Below are 16,409 nucleotides of genomic sequence, written 5' to 3' on the forward strand. Positions count from 1 at the left end.
CCCTTGGCCGACTCATCGAAAATCATCCAGGCGCGGCGTTCGTTTCAGCACCGCCCGGGCCGCTTCGACGACCGGGACGGGCGGTTTGCCGACGAGAATTCGCAGCTTGTCGGCACGCTTCAACTGGCCGGCGTAGAAGCGCGCGATCAACCCGGCGTCGAGCCCGTAGAAACGCTGCATGACGCGAAAGCGCTCATCGGGCCGACCGGCGAGGAACAGCATGCGGTTGAGCATGCGAAAGAAGCGCTGCTCGCGCCACTGCGTGCCGGCGAAGCGATGAATCAGCGCGGACAGCGCCGGTGCCTCGAGCGGCATGCGCTCGGCGATACGATCCGCCAGCGCCGCGGCCACCGGCAGCGAATAACCGGTGGTGGCATGAAACAGCCCGGCACGCAGGCCGCTGGCGGGCTGGTTCGCCAGCGGTGCCCGGAACGCCTCGAAGTCGCCGGCCAGTGTGATCGGCAGGCTGCCTTGCTCCTCCCGCACCAGCGCCTGCCGTTGCCAGCCCTGCGCCTCGGCGTAGCGGGCAAGATTGGTGCGGGCGCGATCGGTGTCGAGGCCGGCGCTGTCGACGTAGTAGGTGTCCTCGATCAGCAATTCGGTCGGTGATAGCGGCAGCGTATAGACGAAGCGATAGCCGCCCTGCTGGTCGACGGTGGCATCCATCAGGGTCGGCCTGACGAGGCCATGCGGCATGGCGAGCCGCCACTGCTGGCCGACGAAGGCCTGGAAACCGATGGTCAGATGCGGGGAAGGGCGATAGCCGCGACCGTCGACCACGGCGCGTGCCTCGAGTCGTTCACCGTCGGCGAGCGTGACGCTGCACGGCGAGACGTCCTCGACCGAGGCATTGGTGCGCAGATCGTCGCCGAGGGTGTCCGCCAGGGCCGCGGCGAAGCGTTCCGACGTGATGCTGAGATAGTCGCCGGGGAGCGTTCGCGTAAGCCCGGGAAAGCGCACGTCGTAGCCGGACCAGCGGTGCGCCACCAGCGGGGCGAGCCAGTCGCGCTGATCTGGCGTGAGGTCGGAGCCATGAAACGACCAGGTGTGATTGCCGCCGGCGCGCGGGCCTGCTTCCAGCATCAGCATCGCGAGGTCCGGCTGGCGCTGCTTCAGCCGCCATGCGATCAGGCCGTTGGCCAGCCCGGCGCCTACCAGAATGAGATCCCATGGCCGGCTCATGACGCCACCTTCATCGGTGCCGGCCCGAGCGCCAGCTCGACGATATCGGCCGCCCGCTCGGCGCCGCCGGCCTGCCGTAGCAAAATGGCCGCGTCGGCGAGGCGCTGGCGGCAGGCGTCGTCCGCCAGCAGCGTCTCGAGCGCTCGCGCCAGGCGGGCGCTGCCGCTCCGGCGGGAAACCCGTTGACCCAGCCCGTGCCAGACCAGCCTGGCGGCGACGCCGGGCTGATCGAAGGCGATCGGCATGACGAGCATCGGGGTCGAGGTCGCGATCGCATCGACGACGGTATTCAAACCGCCATGGGTGATCACTGCCTGGGCCTGGCGCAGCGTTGCGTGCTGGTCGGCAAAATCGGTGACGAAGGTGGCGCCGTGGGCTTTCAGCGCCTCCGCCCGGGCGGGAGGCAAACCGCCGCAGTGCGCGATCGCCAACTGAACATCGAGACGGCGACAGGCACGGGCGATGGTTTTGAACAGGCCGTAGCGATGGCCCTGTAGCGTGCCCAGCGAGGCGAAGACGAACGGGCGTCCGGGATCGGTCGGCCAGGCGTCTCGTGTCGTTTCCGTATCGCCTTTCGTCCGGCGCAGCGGACCGACGGCATGGAAGTTTGTCGGCAGCCGGTAGCGGGGGAAGTCCAGCGTTGCCGGTGTCTGACTGATCTGGGCCAGTGGCGACAGACATTCATGCAGCCCGGTGCGATGCGACAGGCCAAAGGTGCTTGCGTGATGCGCGATCACCCGAGCGTGGGGGCGCATCAATCGGTCGTAGATCGCCTCGCCGGGCGCGCTCGTCGGTGGCGTAGCGAAACGGCATCACCGGCAGCGGCAGCCCCGGCTCGCGATTGATCGGCAGTGCGCAGGCCACCGACACGAACGGCAGCGCCATCGCCTCGGCGACGAGGCCGCCGGCTGCTTCCATCTGATCGGCGATGACGCCGTCCACGTCGAGGCGTTCGAGCGCGTCCGGCAGCTCCCGGCAGAGCATGTCGGTCGTCGCGGCCATGTCGGCGATGAGGCGGCGTATCGAAAGCCCGGTCGGATGCGCGGCCAAATGATGACTGCGTACCAGGCTGCCGGCGGGATGCGTGCGCAAGCCGACCGGCTCGAAGCCGATGCGAGCATCACTGACGAGCGTGCGGGCTTCCTGCTGGTGGATGAAGGTGACGCGATGGCCGCGATCGATCAACACGCCCGCCAGCGCCTGCAGCGCCTGGAAATGGCTGTAGAGGGCGGGCGCGATGACGGCGTAGTGACTCAATCCCGCCCCTCCCGGTCGAGGAGTGGCGCGCGCTTGAGCGCGGCGAGATCGGCGCTGCCGGTGCAGAAGCAGGCGATGCGCAGCTGATCGATGACGACGCGGAAATGGCGAATGACGGCCTCGCTGGAGTCGGTGGCGCCGGCGAGCGTCGCGGCCGCCTGGCCAGCGAGATCGGCGCCCAGCGCCAACGCCTTGGCCGCATCGATGCCATCGGCAATACCGCCGGAGGCGATCAGCGGCGTCGTCGGCAGGGCCCGGCGAATGTCGCGAACGGCTTCGGCGGTGGGAATGCCCCAGTCCGCGAACGCCATCGCCACGGCGCGCTGGTGCGGTTCCGTGGCGCGTTCGCCCTCGACCGCCGCCCAGGAGGTGCCGCCGGCGCCCGCCACGTCGAGCATCGCCACGCCGGCATCCACCAGTCGTCGAGCCACGCCGACGGACAGCCCGGCGCCGACCTCCTTGGCGATCAGCGGGACGTCCAGCGCGCCGGCGATCTGCTCGATGGCGTCGAGCACGCCGCGCCAGTCCCGATCACCACCATTCTGGACCGCCTCCTGAAGCGGGTTGAGGTGAACGATCAAGGCATCGGCGTCGATCATCTCCACTGCACGGCGAGCATAGTCGCACCCGCGCCGCCCCTTGAGCTGGGCGGCGCCAAGGTTGGCCAGCAGCGGAACGTCCGGAGCGATCTCGCGCAGGCTATGGTCGAGCCCCACGTTGGCATCGCTCTCGATGGCGATGCGCTGGGAGCCCACGCCCATCGCCAGGCCCAGGGCCTGCGCCGCCTGTGCCAGATGGCGATTGATGATCAGCGCGCGTTCGGCGCCGCCGGTCATGGAGCTGATCAGCAGCGGGGCTTTCAGCGGTTTGCCGAAGAGCGTGGTGCCGAGGTCGATGCGATCGAGGTCGAGCTCGGGCAGGGCGCAGTGTTCGAAGCGAAAGCGCTCGAATCCGGCCCGGGTCCGGGATCTGGCCCGCTCCGGGTCGAGGACGATATCCAGATGATCGTTCTTGCGTTGCAGCAGTTCCGCGTCCTTCATGAATTCTCCATGGCCCTGATGGATACGCCGTAAGGCATTGCCGATCTTCTACAGCGCTGGCGGGGGTTCGAGAGCGGGACGGGAACTATTGGAAATCCGCCAGCTGCCGTTCGAACCAGGCGTGCATGAAACGGCGCGTCGAACCCTGCTGCCCACAGGCGTGGGTGAAGTGGTCTTCGGCGTTGTGCAGGTGGTCGCGCAAGCGCTGTCGCACCGCCTCGGCGCCGAGCGTCGCCACGAGTGTCGATTTGCCGAGATCCTTGCCGGCGTCCTTGCCGGTATCGTCATGACCGTCGGCCAGATCGTCGAGCAGCTGGAACGCCTGGCCCAGATCCTGCGCGAAACAGCGCAGCCGTTGCCGCACCATGGGGGCGGCATCCGCCGCGATGGCGGCCAACTGGAGCGTGGCGCCGAAGAGCATGCTGGTCTTGAGTTCGTTGGCGGCGACGATGTCGTCTTCCCCCGCGGGGAAGGGTGCCTTCGTGCAGGTCGAGGAACTGGCCTTGAACCAATCCCTGCAGACCCACGGCCGCGGAAAGCTCGGAAACCGCCTGGTTGCGCGATTCGCTCGAAAGCCCCTCGACCGAGGCCACGACGCCGAAGGCGTTACTGAGCAGCGCCACGGCGGCGAGAATGGCGACATGCTCGCCGAACTGGCGGTGGATCGTCGGCCGGCCGCGTCGCAGCATGGCGTTGTCCATGCAGGGGATGTCGTCGAGCATCAACGAGGCGGCATGAATCATCTCCACCGCGCAGGCCAGGTCGAGCAGGCCCGGGTGATGCGCGTCGCAACCCAGGTCGCGAGCGGTGAGCATCAGCAGCAGCGGCCGGGTGCGCTTTCCCGGCGTCAGCGTGCCTTCGCGCATCGCGGCGCTGACGAGATCGCGTTGACTGCCGGCGGGCAGGAGTTGTTCGAGACGCCGCTGCAGCGCCTCCTTGAGCAGCGTCAGCTCCTCGTGCGGGGCTGGGGTCGTTTCTGCGGTGTGAGCGGTCATGGTCACTTCCCTGCTGTCGCCATGTTGCGGTGCGCGTCGATACGGAGTGGTATCGGTCCGGACATCCCTGTCCCGACGGTGAGGCAATGCTACGAACGCTCGCACGAACACGATGTTTCGGTGAACGTGTACAAATCCTACATTACGTTGCCCGAGTCCGCCTCGCCGCCGCCGAAAAGGTCGCTTCTCCGTGTCCGGTAGTCCGTTCCGGTAGAAAGCGGCGCCCATTTGGCATATACGCATGCCTGGCGTGTATGGATGCAGGGGCCGTTGCAGGCCGGACCTACTGCGACTGGAGGACCGCCGAACACTGATCGAGCGTCTTGTCGAGCTCGGGCGGCCGGCTGTCGTTCTCGTCGCCTGGATCGTACTCCCGTTGCATCTTGCGCACCTCGGCTTCGCTGAAGCGTGCCTGCAGCGCTTCCGTCACGCACTCGCAATAGCGTTCGACCTTGGGGCCTTCGATGCCGCTGGCGGTGATGTTGGCCCGGCATTGCGCCCGGGAAGCTTCCACGGCCTTCGCCGACCACGGCGGCGGTGGCGTCTCTTCATCCTGCGTTTGCGCGTGAGCGGCTACGGCGAAGACGCAGCAGAGTGCCGCGATGGAGGCGAGGCGAAGCCATAGGGACATGGTGGTTCTCCTGAAGGGCAGCTCTCGGGAGGCTTTTCGAGGGGCGCTCCGGTAAGCGCTTGCCAAGGCGAGTGGAGACGGCCGAAAACGGTAACGTTGCTTTTTACTCTAGAGATTCCGCGGCTGGCTGCCATTAATCATAGGTGTGGCCGGTTGATCAGGGAGGTGACCGGCACGAGTCGCCGCCGCCACGTAGACCCCGCCACGTCATGATCCCTGAAATGCAAAACGCCCGCCAGGCAGGGCCTGAGCGGGCGTTTCGAAATTCTTGGTCGGAATAGCAGGATTCGAACCTACGACCTCTGCCTCCCGAAGGCAGCGCTCTACCAAGCTGAGCTATATTCCGATGTCATTGCCGGGCCGTTGCCATTCAGGCTAGCTCGACGGGGGTGAATTATACTCATCCGAAGGCGCGGTGCAACCCTGATCTTGCACCCTTTTAGACGTCGCGCTCGACGGCCACTCGCGTCAGCGTTTCCATGCTGTCGCGATAGGGGCTGGGCGCGAGGATTTCAAGCTGTGCGCGGGCCAGGCTCGCCATCTCTTCGGCGCGCTGCTGGGTATATTCGAGGGCGCCCGTTTCACGCACGATGGCGAGTACGTCGTCCAGGCGTTCCAGGCCGCCATCGGTAATCGCCTTCCGGATCAGCGCGGCCTGTTCGGGCGATCCCGTGCGCATCGCATGGATCAGCGGCAGCGTCGGTTTGCCTTCGGCAAGATCGTCACCCACGTTCTTGCCCATGGTCTCGGCGTCGCCCTGGTAATCGAGCAGGTCGTCGATCAACTGGAAGGCGAGCCCCAGATAGCGGCCGTAGAGTTGCAGTGCCTGTTCCTGCTCGGCATCGGCGCCGGCAAGGATGGCGCCGCTATGGGAGGCTGCTTCGAACAGCATCGCGGTCTTGCCCTGGATGGTATCGAAGTAGTCCGACTCTTCGATATCGGCGTTGCCGATGTTGGTCAGCTGCTGGACTTCGCCCTCGGCAATGATGCAGGTAGCGCCGGAGAGCACCTGCATGATCCGCATCGAGCCGACCTCGACCATCATCTGGAACGAGCGCGAGTAGAGGAAGTCGCCGACCAGTACCGAAGGGGCGTTGCCCCAGGTATCGTTGGCGGTGGCCTTGCCGCGGCGCCGGCTCGATTCATCGACGACATCGTCATGCAGCAGCGTGGAGGTGTGCATGAACTCGATCAGCGTCGCCAGGGTGATGTGCTTGTCGCCGGGAACGCTCTCGTCTCCGGGGTAGCCCAGTGACCGCGCCGCCAGCAGCACCAGCAGCGGGCGCAGGCGCTTGCCACCGCTTTCGATGATGTACTGGCCGATGGTTTCGACCAGTGGAATTCGCGACGCCAGTTGATCGAGGATCGTACGATTGACGGCGGCGAAGTCCTCAGCCACCGATGCATGGATGGATGCAGCGTTGGATTGCATGGTCGGCTTGTCAATGAATCGGGTGGGGTCGTTCGGCTTCTCGGCCGGGAGACGACGTGTGGGGGTATGCTAGGTGGCCCCCTCAGGTGCGTCAACCGACGCGGCGCTCGGCGGTTGCCCGCCGGCCGGAACGCGCGCGGGCCGGGCGCGCAAGAAGGTTGCCTGGCATGGCGTGAGCCGTTATAATCCGCCGCCCAACTCATCATGCTCCCTGTCAGATGGTTGCCGGAAGGGGCACCACTCGCCGCAGGTCGATGAAAGAGCGCCAACCCCGATGAGTGTTTGGAGAATCTTATGTACGCTGTTATCAAGAGTGGCGGTAAGCAATACCGCGTGCAGGAAGGTCAGACACTGAAGCTCGAGAAGCTGGAAGTGCCGACCGGTGAAACCCTGGAATTCGACCAGGTTCTGCTGGTTGCCGACGGCGACGACATCAAGGTCGGCGCTCCGCTGGTCGGTGGTGCCAAGGTGTCTGCCGAGATCGTCTCGCACGGTCGTGGCGATAAGGTGCAGATCATCAAGTTCCGTCGTCGCAAGCATCACATGAAGCGTCAGGGCCACCGTCAGTGGTTCACTGAAGTCAAGATCACTGGAATCTCCGCTTAAGCGGAACATTCCCCCAGAAAGAGGTATTCGCCATGGCTCATAAGAAGGCCGCCGGTAGTACGCGTAACGGTCGCGATTCCGAATCCAAACGCCTGGGTGTCAAGCTGTACGGTGGACAGAAGGCTACGGCCGGCAACATCATCGTTCGCCAGCGCGGCACCAAGTTCCATGCGGGAACCGGTGTGGGTATCGGTAAGGACCATACGCTGTTCGCTCTGAATGACGGTGTCATCAAGTTCGAGCAGAAAGGCCCGAGAAACCGCAAGTTCGTGAGTGTAGTCTCCGCCTGAGACGTCACGAACCTTGTATGAGAAGCCCCGCCCAGGCGGGGCTTTTTTGTTTGTGCCGTATTATTTTGCAGCATCCACGCGCGCGGCACCTGCCGCCGGGAGAGTGACATGCAGTTCGTCGATGAAACCTCGATCACCGTCGAAGCTGGCAGAGGCGGCAACGGCTGTCTCAGCTTCCGGCGTGAAAAGTACGTGCCCAAGGGTGGCCCCGACGGTGGCGATGGCGGCCACGGCGGCAATGTCTATCTGATCGGCGACGAGTCGCTGAACACCCTGATCGACTTCAAGTTCCAGCGCTTCTACAAGGCGCAGAGCGGCCAGCAGGGTCAGGGTCGTCAGATGAGCGGCAAGGCCGGCGACGACCTGCACGTCAAGGTGCCGGTGGGAACGACGGTGATCGATGAGGACACCCTCGAGGTGATCGCCGATGTCACCGCCGAAGGCCAGGTGGTGCTGGTGGCCCAGGGTGGGCGCCGGGGGCTCGGTAACATTCACTTCAAGTCTTCGACCAACCGCTCGCCGCGGCGAACCACGCCGGGAACCGAGGGCGAACGGCGCAAGTTGCGCCTGGAGATGAAGGTGATGGCCGACGTCGGCCTGCTGGGGCTGCCCAATGCCGGCAAGTCGACGCTGATTCGCGCGGTCTCCGCCGCCAAGCCGAAGGTCGCTAACTACCCCTTCACCACGCTGGTACCCAATCTGGGCGTGGTCAAGATCGGCACTCACGAGCACTTCGTGATGGCGGACGTGCCTGGGCTGATCGAGGGGGCCTCCGATGGCGCCGGGCTCGGGTTGCGCTTTCTCAAGCATTTGACCCGCACGCGGCTGCTGTTGCATGTGGTCGATGCGGCGCCCTTCGACGAGTCCGACCCTGTCGCGGCCGTCGAGGCGATCGCTCGGGAGCTGGAGCAGTTCTCGCCGACGCTGGCGGAGTTGCCGCGCTGGTTGGTGATCAACAAGCTCGATCTGTTGCCGACGGAAGATCGCGAGGCACGCGTGGCGGATATCGTCTCCCGGCTCGGCTGGCAGGGGCCGGTCTTCCAGATTTCGGCGATCTCCAGCGACGGCACCGGCGAATTGGTGCAGGCGGCGCACCGCTGGCTGACCGAGCAGCGTCAGTTGGAAAACGACGACGAAGAAGCCGCCGAACGCGAGCGCGACATGCGCCGTCGCATGGAGACCGAGTCGGTGGAGCGGGTGGAGGCGCACCAGACCCGCCTGCGCGTCAAGCGGGGCGAAATCGTCGAGGAGTTCGACGACGACGATGACGACGATCACGACGTCGAGGTGGAATACGTTCGTTGAGGGCAACCGTGATTCGGGTCATGACAGGCGGGCAGTCGGGCGGAGAATGAGATGGCGACGGATGAGCGAGCAGGGCGCGGCGTACTCGAGGGCGCGAAGCGTGTCGTGGTCAAGATTGGCAGCGCCCTGCTGACCAACGATGGCCGTGGCCTCGACGCGGCGGCGATTGGGGGCTGGGTCGATCAGATGGCCGAGTTGCACCGCCGGGGTGTGGAAGTCGTGCTGGTATCGTCCGGTTCCATCGCCGAGGGCATGGTGCGCCTGGGCTGGCATTCGCGGCCGACCGCCGTGCACGAGCTTCAGGCGGCGGCTGCCGTGGGGCAGAGCGGGCTCTCCCAGTGTTACGAAACGCATTTCGCCCGCCACGGCCTGCGCAGCGCCCAGGTGCTGCTGACCCACGACGATCTCTCCAATCGCAAGCGCTACCTGAACGCGCGTTCCGCGCTACGCACCCTGGTTCAGCTCGATGTGGTTCCGGTGATCAACGAGAACGATACCGTGGTCACCGACGAGATCCGCTTCGGCGACAACGACACCCTGGGGGCGCTGGTCGCCAACCTGCTCGAGGCCGATGCGCTGCTGATCCTGACCGATCAGGAGGGCCTGTTCGATGCCGATCCGCGTCACGATCCCGATGCCCGGCTGATCAGCGAAGGCCAGGCCGATGACCCTAAGCTGGATGCCGTTGCCGGCGGTGGCGGCGTGCTGGGTCGCGGCGGCATGGCGACCAAGCTGCGCGCCGCCCGGCTGGCGGCACGCTCCGGCGCGGTCACGGCGATCGCCAGCGGGCGCCAGCCGGCGGTGCTGACCCGACTGCTCGAGGGCGAGTCGCTGGGGACGCTGCTGCATCCCGACCACGCACCGCTGGCTGCACGCAAGCGCTGGCTTGCCGGCCAGTTGCAGGTGCGTGGCACGCTGACGCTGGATGCCGGCGCGGTCAACGTCCTGCGCTCCCAGGGGTCGAGCCTGCTGCCGGTGGGTGTCAAGCAGGTGCAAGGCATCTTTCGGCGCGGCGACATGGTGGTCTGCATCGACGAACACGGCGGGCGCGTTGCCAAGGGGCTGGTCAACTATTCGAGCGCCGATGCGGCCCGGCTCGTGGGGCAGCCCAGCCAGCGCATCGCCGAGATTCTCGGCTATATGGAAGCGCCGGAGCTGATCCATCGGGACAATCTGGTGGTTATCTGAGCACGACAGGCCGCGCCAGTTGGCGCTGGTATCGTGCTTGGGCCTTGTGATAGAATCCCGCATCCTCTCAGACATGGCCCGTTGAAGACTGCGAAAATGGCAGTCGAAATGGCTCCCGAAAGCGTGATGAATTCGGGCGTCATTGAACATTCGGCCGAATCATTCAGGGTTGCCTGAAGCGGTTTCGAGGCTGGCCTGGGTGATTTAACTTACAGAATTGACTGTCAACATCTCCAAGGAGTCGACGGTGGCGAATACCAAGCAGGCGCGTAAGCGCGCACGTCAGGCGGAAGACCGCCGCAAGCTCAACGCTAGTCAGCGTTCCATGGTTCGTACCTACATCAAGCGCGTGATCAAGGCCATCCAGGCTGGCGATCAGGCGCAGGCGAACAGCGAATTCAAGGCCGCTCAGCCGGTCATCGATCGCATCGCCGACAAGGACGCCATGTCCAAGAAGAAGGCAGCACGCATCAAGAGTCGCTTGAACAAGCGAATTAAGGCGCTGGCTGCCTGAGCCGGACGCGCTTGATGAAAAACCGGCTTCGGCCGGTTTTTTTGTGGCTGCCTTCCATGGCCTTCGTATCGAGATCATTGCGTCGAGGCCGCCGCATGGGTAGCGGAGCGTGCGAATCCCCCGGAGCGAGTGACGCCGCGTCATGAACGAACAGCACGGCCCTGTGGACAAGACGCCAGACGACACGCCGGCAGACGCGGCGGCCGCGGAGACGGCCACCCCGGTCTCGCGCCGTGGGCTGCTGCGTTCCGGCATGGTGGTCAGCACGATGACGCTGCTGTCGCGCGTGCTCGGCCTGGCGCGGGACGTCGTGATCGCCGCGTTGCTGGGTGCCGGCAGCGGTGCCGATGCGTTCTTCGTGGCGTTCAAGATCCCCAATTTCATGCGCCGGCTGTTCGCCGAAGGGGCGTTCAACCAGGCGTTCGTGCCGGTGCTGTCGGAATACGCCACGCAGCGTACGCGCGCGGAAGTTCGCGAGCTGCTCGATGCGGTCTCCGGCAGTCTCAGCGTCGTGTTGGCATTGATCACCGCGCTGGCCATCGCTGCCGCGCCGTGGCTCGTGTGGCTGTTCGCGCCGGGCTTCCAGGCCGATCCCGGCAAGCTGGCGCTGACGGCGGAGATGCTGCGGCTGACCTTCCCGTACCTGCTGCTGATCTCGTTGACGGCGTTCGCCGGCAGCGTACTCAACACCTGGGAGCGGTTTGCGATACCGGCGTTCACGCCGGTACTGCTCAATGTCTGCCTGATCGGCGCTGCGCTGTGGCTGACCCCGTTGATGAGTGACCCGGCGCTGGGACTGGCCTGGGGCGTCCTGATTGCCGGGGCGGCGCAGCTGCTGTTCCAGCTGCCGTTTCTGGCCCGCCTGGGACTAATGCCGCGCCCCAGGGCACGGTTCAAGCACCCTGGCGTCCGACGCATTCTGCGCCTGATGGCCCCGGCGCTGTTCGGCGTCTCCGTGTCGCAGATCAATCTGTTGCTGGATACGGTGCTGGCCTCGTTTCTGGTCTCGGGCAGCGTGTCCTGGCTCTACTATTCCGATCGCCTGGTGGAACTGCCGCTGGGCGTGTTCGGGATCGCGATTGCCACCGTGATCCTGCCGGCGCTCTCCAAGCGTCATGCGGATCAGTCCCGGGATCACTTCGCGCGCATGCTGGACTGGGCGCTGCGCATGGTGCTGCTGATCGGACTGCCGGCAGCGCTGGCGTTGATCCTGCTGGCCGAGCCGCTACTGGTCAGCCTGTTTCACTACGGGGCGATGACCGATCACGACGTGATCATGGCCGCGCGCAGCCTGCGGGCCTATGCACTGGGGCTGTTGGCGTTCATGCTGATCAAGGTGCTGGCGCCGGGCTACTTCGCGCGCCAGGACACCAAGACGCCGGTCAAGATCGGCATCGTGGCGATGTTCGCCAACATGGTCATGAACCTGGCGCTGATCGTGCCGCTGGCTCACGCCGGTCTGGCGCTGGCCACCGCACTGTCGGCGTTTCTCAACGCGGGGCTGCTGGGGCTCGGGTTGCGCCGGCAGGGCGTGCTGCGCTTCCAGCCGGGCTGGGGCCGCTATGCCGTGCAGGTCGTGGGTGGCTGTCTGGTGATGGGCGCGGGCTTGTGGTGGTGCTCGCCGGACTGGCATGCCTGGGTCACCTGGGGAGCGCTGCACCGGGCCGGGGTGCTGGCCGCGCTAGTGGTCGGCGGCGCCGCTCTCTATTTTGGCTGGCTGGCACTCAGCGGCGTCCGGTTGAGAGACTTCCGCCTGCAGGGCTGAGAGGTCCAGGCCGCTTTTGGTTACGGGGCAAGCCCTTTGGTTATAATGACGCCTTTTATGCAGAAACGCGGTTCACGCTGAAACGGGAACAGACCCCATGGAACTGATCCGAGGCTTGCACAATTTGCCGTCCGCCAACGATGCCGCGCAGGGTACGGCCGCGCGTGGCTGTGTGGCGACCATCGGCAACTTCGATGGGGTGCATCTGGGCCACCAGGCCATTCTCGAACAGCTGCAGACGCTGTCCCGGGCTCAGGGGCTGCCGGTCACGGTGGTGATCTTCGAGCCGCAGCCGAGAGAATATTTCGCTGGCGATCAGGCACCGCCGCGGCTGACACGGCTGCGCGACAAGGTCGCGTTGCTCAAGGCCCACGGCGCCGATCGAATCCTGTGCCTGCCGTTCAACGATGCACTGCGCAGTCTGACCGCGCAGCAGTTCGTCGAACGGGTGTTGATCGAAGGCCTGCAGGTCAGGCACCTGGTCGTCGGCGACGATTTCCGCTTCGGCTGCGACCGCGCCGGGGATTTCGCGCTGCTGCAGGCGGTGGGACGCGAACGGGGCTTTGCCGTCGAGCACACGCGGACCTTCGCCCTCGACGACGAGCGCGTTTCTAGCACGCGAGTACGGACGCTGCTGGCCAGCGGTAACTTCTTCCAGGCCGCACGCATGCTGGGCCGGCCCTACGGCTATCAGGGGCGAGTCGTCCGTGATCGCCAGCTGGGACGCACCATCGGCGTGCCCACCGCCAACATTCCGTTGACCCGACGACCCATGGCGCTGCGCGGCGTGTTCGCTTGTGCCACGCGCTTGCCGAGCGGTGAGTGGGTCGCCGGCGTCGCCAACATCGGTTGGCGCCCGACGGTGGGTGCCGACCGGCCGATCCTCGAGGTACATCTGCTGGATCGCGAGGTCGAGCTGTACGGCCAGACCCTGACCGTCGTGCCCTGCGCCCGGCTGCGCGGCGAAACCAAATTCGACGATTTCGGCGCGCTGGTTACCCAGATTCATCGGGATATCGACAACGCCCGCCGCTATTTCGGGCAGCGCGATCCTCATGTTCCCGAAGCGGCCCGCGCCGATGTGAACCACGCCATCGAAGAGATCTGCGCCGCCACCTTGCCCCAGGCGCAGTTTCCGCTGGCATCGGCGCCGCTGTCCGAGAATTCGCATGGCGGTACGCATGCGGGGCCGGCACCGCATGAATCCCGAGACGACTGAACAGCCTGAGCGACCTGACGACAGCCTTGAGCGATCTGACAAATAGCCCTGAGCGACCCGAGACAGCCTTGAGCGATCTGAAACAGCCCTGAGCGACCTGAAAACAGCCCTGAGCGGACCCAAAAGCCATGAGCGACTATAAGCACACGCTGAATCTGCCATCGACCGACTTCCCCATGCGCGGCAATCTGCCGGCTCGGGAGCCGAGCCGAATTGCGCAGTGGAACGACATGAACCTCTACGCCAAGCTGCGTGAGGCGCGTCGGGGGCGCGAGCGGTTCGTGCTTCACGATGGCCCGCCGTACGCCAACGGCAGCATTCACATCGGGCACGCGGTCAACAAGCTGCTCAAGGACTTCATCGTCAAGTCGAAGAGTCTGGCCGGCTTTGATGCGCCCTACGTGCCGGGCTGGGATTGCCATGGCCTGCCGATCGAGCACAAGGTCGAGACCACCCACGGCAAGCACCTGCCGGCGGACGAAGCGCGTGCGCTGTGTCGCGAGTACGCCGCCGCCCAGGTCGAGGTGCAGAAGGAGGGTTTCGTGCGCCTGGGCGTCCAGGGTGACTGGGACAACCCGTACCTGACCATGAACTTCGCCAACGAAGCGGGCGAAATCCGCGCGCTGGCCGAGATGGTCAAGGGCGGCTACGTGTTCAAGGGGCTCAAGCCGGTCAACTGGTGCTTCGATTGCGGCTCGGCATTGGCCGAAGCCGAGGTCGAGTACCAGGACAAGCAGTCCGATGCCATTGATGTCGCCTTCCCCAGCGTCGACGATGCCGGGCTGGCGGCCGCGTTCGGGCTGGAGTCGCTGGCCAAGCCGGCGGCGGCCGTGATCTGGACCACCACGCCCTGGACCATCCCGGCCAACCAGGCGATGAACGTTCACCCCGAGTTCGTCTACGCGCTGGTCGATACCGGCGAGCGCCTGCTGGTTCTCGCCGAAGCGCTGGTCGAGTCGAGCCTGGAGCGCTTCGGTCTGACCGGCGAAATCATCGCTACGGCGCCGGGCGCGAGCCTCGAGAACCTCGCCTTCCGCCATCCGCTGGCGAGCCTGGATGAAGGCTACGATCGCGTCTCGCCGATCTACGTGGCCGATTACGTCGAGCTAGGTGCCGGCACCGGGATCGTCCACTCGTCGCCCGCCTATGGCGAAGACGACTTCTACACCTGCCGCCAGTACGGCATGAGCTTCGACGAGATTCGCAATCCGGTGCAGAGCAACGGTGTCTATGCCGCCGATCTGCCGCTGTTCGGCGGGCAGATGATCTGGAAGGCCAATCCGCACATCGTCGCCAAGCTGGAAGAGGCGGGTGCGTTGATGGTGCACGAGAAGATCACCCACAGCTACATGCACTGCTGGCGCCACAAGACGCCGGTCATCTATCGCGCCACGGCGCAGTGGTTCGTGGGCATGGATCTCGAAGGCAGCGATGGCAGGACGCTGCGCGACAAGGCGCTGGCCGGTGTCGACGCCACCGATTTCATCCCCGGCTGGGGCCAGGCGCGTCTGCACTCGATGATCGCCAACCGCCCCGATTGGTGCATCTCGCGCCAGCGCAACTGGGGCGTGCCGATCCCGTTCTTCCTCGACAAGGCGAGCGGCGAGCTGCATCCGCGCACCGTCGAACTGATGGAAGCGGTGGCCAAGCGCGTCGAGCAGGAAGGCATCGAGGCCTGGTTCAAGCTGGACCCGAGCGAACTGCTGGGCGACGAGGCGGACAGCTACGAGAAGGTTACCGATACCCTCGATGTCTGGTTCGACTCCGGCACCACCCACTGGCACGTGCTGCGCGGATCGCATCCGCTCGGCCACGATCAGGGGCCGCGCGCGGATATCTATCTCGAAGGGTCTGACCAGCATCGCGGCTGGTTCCACTCGTCGCTGCTGACCGGCTGCGCCATCGACGGCCATCCGCCCTACAAGTCGCTGCTGACCCACGGTTTCACCGTCGACGAGAAGGGCCGCAAGATGTCCAAGTCGCTGGGCAACGTGGTTGCGCCGCAGCAGGTGATGGACAAGCTGGGTGCCGACATCCTGCGCCTGTGGGTCGCTTCCACCGACTACTCCGGCGAGATGGCGGTGTCCGACGAGATCCTCAAGCGCACCGCCGATGTCTATCGTCGGATCCGCAATACCTCGCGCTTCCTGCTCGGCAACCTGACCGGCTTCGAGCCGGGCCGCGATGCCGTGGCTTTCGACGACATGCTGGCGCTGGATCGCTGGGCCGTGGATCGTGCCGCCGAGCTGCAGGCGCGCATCCAGAAGGCCTACGCCGACTATCGCTTCCGCGACGTCTACCAGCAGGTGCACGACTTCTGCGCGCGGGACATGGGCGGCTTCTACCTCGACATCATCAAGGATCGCCAGTACACCACCCAGCCCGACTCGCTGGCGCGGCGCAGCTGCCAGACCGCGCTGTATCATATCGTCGAGGCGCTGGCGCGCTGGGTGGCGCCGATCCTGTCGTTCACCGCCGAGGAAATCTACGAAAACATCCCCGGTGAACGCGGCGAGAGCGTGCATCTGGAGACCTATTACGAAGGCCTGAGCCAGCTGCCGGAAGGCGCGACGATGGGTCGCACGTTCTGGGAGCAGGTGATCGCCGTCAAGCAGGCGGTCAACAAGCAGCTCGAGGATGCCCGTAACGCCGGCATCATCAAGGGCGCCCTCGACAGCGAAGTGACGCTCTACGTCGACGACGCGCTGCATGCGCTGCTGTCGCGTTTCGAGGACGAACTGCGCTTCGTGCTGATCACTTCCGAGGCGACGCTCGAGCCGCTGGCGGAAGCGGGCGATGCCAAGGCCACCGAGCTGGATGGCCTCAAGGTCGCGGTACGCATGAGCCCTTATGAGAAGGACGAGCGCAGCTGGGAGCGTCGTCCGGACGTGGGCGCGAATCCAGAGCATCCGACGCTGTCGGCCCGCTCCATCGCCAACCTGCCTGACGGTCCGGGCGAGGTGCGCCGTTTTGCCTGATTCCGCT

Annotated in this window: 15 protein-coding genes, 1 tRNA gene and 1 pseudogene; 8 read left to right on the forward strand and 9 right to left on the reverse strand. The window is 65.6% G+C overall.

Features of this window, described 5'->3' with window-relative positions:
* Positions 1-12: 12 nt before the first annotated feature.
* The 9 genes and pseudogenes from crtY to ispB all read right to left on the reverse strand — a co-directional run bounded on the left by crtY (position 13) and on the right by ispB (position 6,537).
* Positions 13-1,182, reverse strand: a complete 1,170-nt coding sequence (gene crtY, locus CCD76_RS12370; RefSeq protein WP_087719782.1) for a lycopene beta-cyclase CrtY — start codon at positions 1,180-1,182, stop codon at positions 13-15.
* Positions 1,179-1,937, reverse strand: a complete 759-nt coding sequence (locus tag CCD76_RS20185) for a glycosyltransferase (protein WP_218777024.1) — start codon at positions 1,935-1,937, stop codon at positions 1,179-1,181. The genes crtY and CCD76_RS20185 overlap by 4 nt, the downstream gene beginning before the upstream one ends.
* Complete coding sequence (locus CCD76_RS20190) at positions 1,864-2,439, reverse strand: hypothetical protein (protein WP_218777025.1); 576 nt, start codon at positions 2,437-2,439, stop codon at positions 1,864-1,866. Before CCD76_RS20190 ends, CCD76_RS20185 begins: the two co-directional genes overlap by 74 nt.
* Positions 2,436-3,479, reverse strand: coding sequence for a type 2 isopentenyl-diphosphate Delta-isomerase (fni, locus tag CCD76_RS12380; protein WP_087719783.1), 1,044 nt, complete (start codon positions 3,477-3,479; stop codon positions 2,436-2,438). The genes CCD76_RS20190 and fni overlap by 4 nt, the downstream gene beginning before the upstream one ends.
* 85 nt (positions 3,480-3,564) lie before the next feature.
* A complete protein-coding gene (locus tag CCD76_RS20195) occupies positions 3,565-3,900 on the reverse strand; it encodes a polyprenyl synthetase family protein (RefSeq protein WP_218777026.1) in 336 nt (111 codons plus the stop codon).
* 118 nt (positions 3,901-4,018) lie between these two features.
* Positions 4,019-4,717: pseudogene (locus tag CCD76_RS20590) on the reverse strand (polyprenyl synthetase family protein); the annotation flags it as partial.
* Between the two features lie 40 nt (positions 4,718-4,757).
* The gene (locus CCD76_RS12390) at positions 4,758-5,105 is read right to left on the reverse strand and encodes a hypothetical protein (protein ID WP_087719784.1); all 348 of its coding nucleotides are present in this window, start codon (positions 5,103-5,105) and stop codon (positions 4,758-4,760) included.
* Between the two features lie 269 nt (positions 5,106-5,374).
* Positions 5,375-5,451, reverse strand: a tRNA-Pro gene (locus tag CCD76_RS12395).
* 93 nt (positions 5,452-5,544) lie between these two features.
* Positions 5,545-6,537, reverse strand: coding sequence for an octaprenyl diphosphate synthase (gene ispB / locus CCD76_RS12400; protein WP_087719785.1), 993 nt, complete (start codon positions 6,535-6,537; stop codon positions 5,545-5,547).
* A gap of 294 nt (positions 6,538-6,831) precedes the next feature.
* On the opposite strand from ispB, the gene rplU reads away from it, so the two are divergent.
* From rplU to ileS, 8 genes are all read left to right on the forward strand, one after another.
* Positions 6,832-7,143, forward strand: a complete 312-nt coding sequence (gene rplU / locus CCD76_RS12405) for a 50S ribosomal protein L21 (RefSeq protein ID WP_071230753.1) — start codon at positions 6,832-6,834, stop codon at positions 7,141-7,143.
* A gap of 32 nt (positions 7,144-7,175) precedes the next feature.
* Positions 7,176-7,433 carry a 50S ribosomal protein L27 gene (gene rpmA / locus CCD76_RS12410; protein ID WP_071230754.1) on the forward strand — a complete coding sequence of 86 codons (258 nt, stop codon included), beginning with the start codon at positions 7,176-7,178 and terminating at the stop codon, positions 7,431-7,433.
* A gap of 108 nt (positions 7,434-7,541) precedes the next feature.
* Positions 7,542-8,738, forward strand: coding sequence for a GTPase ObgE (gene obgE / locus CCD76_RS12415; protein WP_087719786.1), 1,197 nt, complete (start codon positions 7,542-7,544; stop codon positions 8,736-8,738).
* A 51-nt stretch (positions 8,739-8,789) separates the two neighbouring features.
* On the forward strand, positions 8,790-9,926 hold the full coding sequence (gene proB / locus CCD76_RS12420; RefSeq protein ID WP_087719787.1) for a glutamate 5-kinase: 1,137 nt from the start codon (positions 8,790-8,792) through the stop codon (positions 9,924-9,926).
* A gap of 247 nt (positions 9,927-10,173) precedes the next feature.
* A complete protein-coding gene (rpsT, locus tag CCD76_RS12425) occupies positions 10,174-10,440 on the forward strand; it encodes a 30S ribosomal protein S20 (protein WP_071230757.1) in 267 nt (88 codons plus the stop codon).
* 142 nt (positions 10,441-10,582) lie between these two features.
* Positions 10,583-12,205, forward strand: coding sequence for a murein biosynthesis integral membrane protein MurJ (gene murJ / locus CCD76_RS12430; RefSeq protein WP_087719788.1), 1,623 nt, complete (start codon positions 10,583-10,585; stop codon positions 12,203-12,205).
* A gap of 97 nt (positions 12,206-12,302) precedes the next feature.
* Complete coding sequence (gene ribF / locus CCD76_RS12435; protein WP_087719789.1) at positions 12,303-13,424, forward strand: bifunctional riboflavin kinase/FAD synthetase; 1,122 nt, start codon at positions 12,303-12,305, stop codon at positions 13,422-13,424.
* Between the two features lie 128 nt (positions 13,425-13,552).
* Positions 13,553-16,402 (forward strand): isoleucine--tRNA ligase, encoded by a 2,850-nt coding sequence (ileS, locus tag CCD76_RS12440; protein ID WP_087719790.1) that lies wholly within the window; start codon positions 13,553-13,555, stop codon positions 16,400-16,402.
* Positions 16,403-16,409: the final 7 nt, after the last annotated feature.

The sequence above is a fragment of the Salinicola salarius genome (genome assembly GCF_002179555.1).
GTDB classification, from domain to species: domain Bacteria; phylum Pseudomonadota; class Gammaproteobacteria; order Pseudomonadales; family Halomonadaceae; genus Salinicola; species Salinicola salarius_A.

Excerpts from the sequence above, each read along its gene's own strand:
- crtY (WP_087719782.1), bottom strand. The coding sequence starts at position 1,182 with ATGAGCCGGCCATGGGATCTCATTCTGGTAGGCGCCGGGCTGGCCAAC.
- CCD76_RS20185 (WP_218777024.1), bottom strand. The coding sequence starts at position 1,937 with ATGCGCCCCCACGCTCGGGTGATCGCGCATCACGCAAGCACCTTTGGC.
- fni (WP_087719783.1), bottom strand. The coding sequence starts at position 3,479 with ATGAAGGACGCGGAACTGCTGCAACGCAAGAACGATCATCTGGATATC.
- CCD76_RS20195 (WP_218777026.1), bottom strand. The coding sequence starts at position 3,900 with ATGCTCTTCGGCGCCACGCTCCAGTTGGCCGCCATCGCGGCGGATGCC.
- CCD76_RS12390 (WP_087719784.1), bottom strand. The coding sequence starts at position 5,105 with ATGTCCCTATGGCTTCGCCTCGCCTCCATCGCGGCACTCTGCTGCGTC.
- ispB (WP_087719785.1), bottom strand. The coding sequence starts at position 6,537 with ATGCAATCCAACGCTGCATCCATCCATGCATCGGTGGCTGAGGACTTC.
- rplU (WP_071230753.1), top strand. The coding sequence starts at position 6,832 with ATGTACGCTGTTATCAAGAGTGGCGGTAAGCAATACCGCGTGCAGGAA.
- rpmA (WP_071230754.1), top strand. The coding sequence starts at position 7,176 with ATGGCTCATAAGAAGGCCGCCGGTAGTACGCGTAACGGTCGCGATTCC.
- obgE (WP_087719786.1), top strand. The coding sequence starts at position 7,542 with ATGCAGTTCGTCGATGAAACCTCGATCACCGTCGAAGCTGGCAGAGGC.
- proB (WP_087719787.1), top strand. The coding sequence starts at position 8,790 with ATGGCGACGGATGAGCGAGCAGGGCGCGGCGTACTCGAGGGCGCGAAG.
- murJ (WP_087719788.1), top strand. The coding sequence starts at position 10,583 with ATGAACGAACAGCACGGCCCTGTGGACAAGACGCCAGACGACACGCCG.
- ribF (WP_087719789.1), top strand. The coding sequence starts at position 12,303 with ATGGAACTGATCCGAGGCTTGCACAATTTGCCGTCCGCCAACGATGCC.
- ileS (WP_087719790.1), top strand. The coding sequence starts at position 13,553 with ATGAGCGACTATAAGCACACGCTGAATCTGCCATCGACCGACTTCCCC.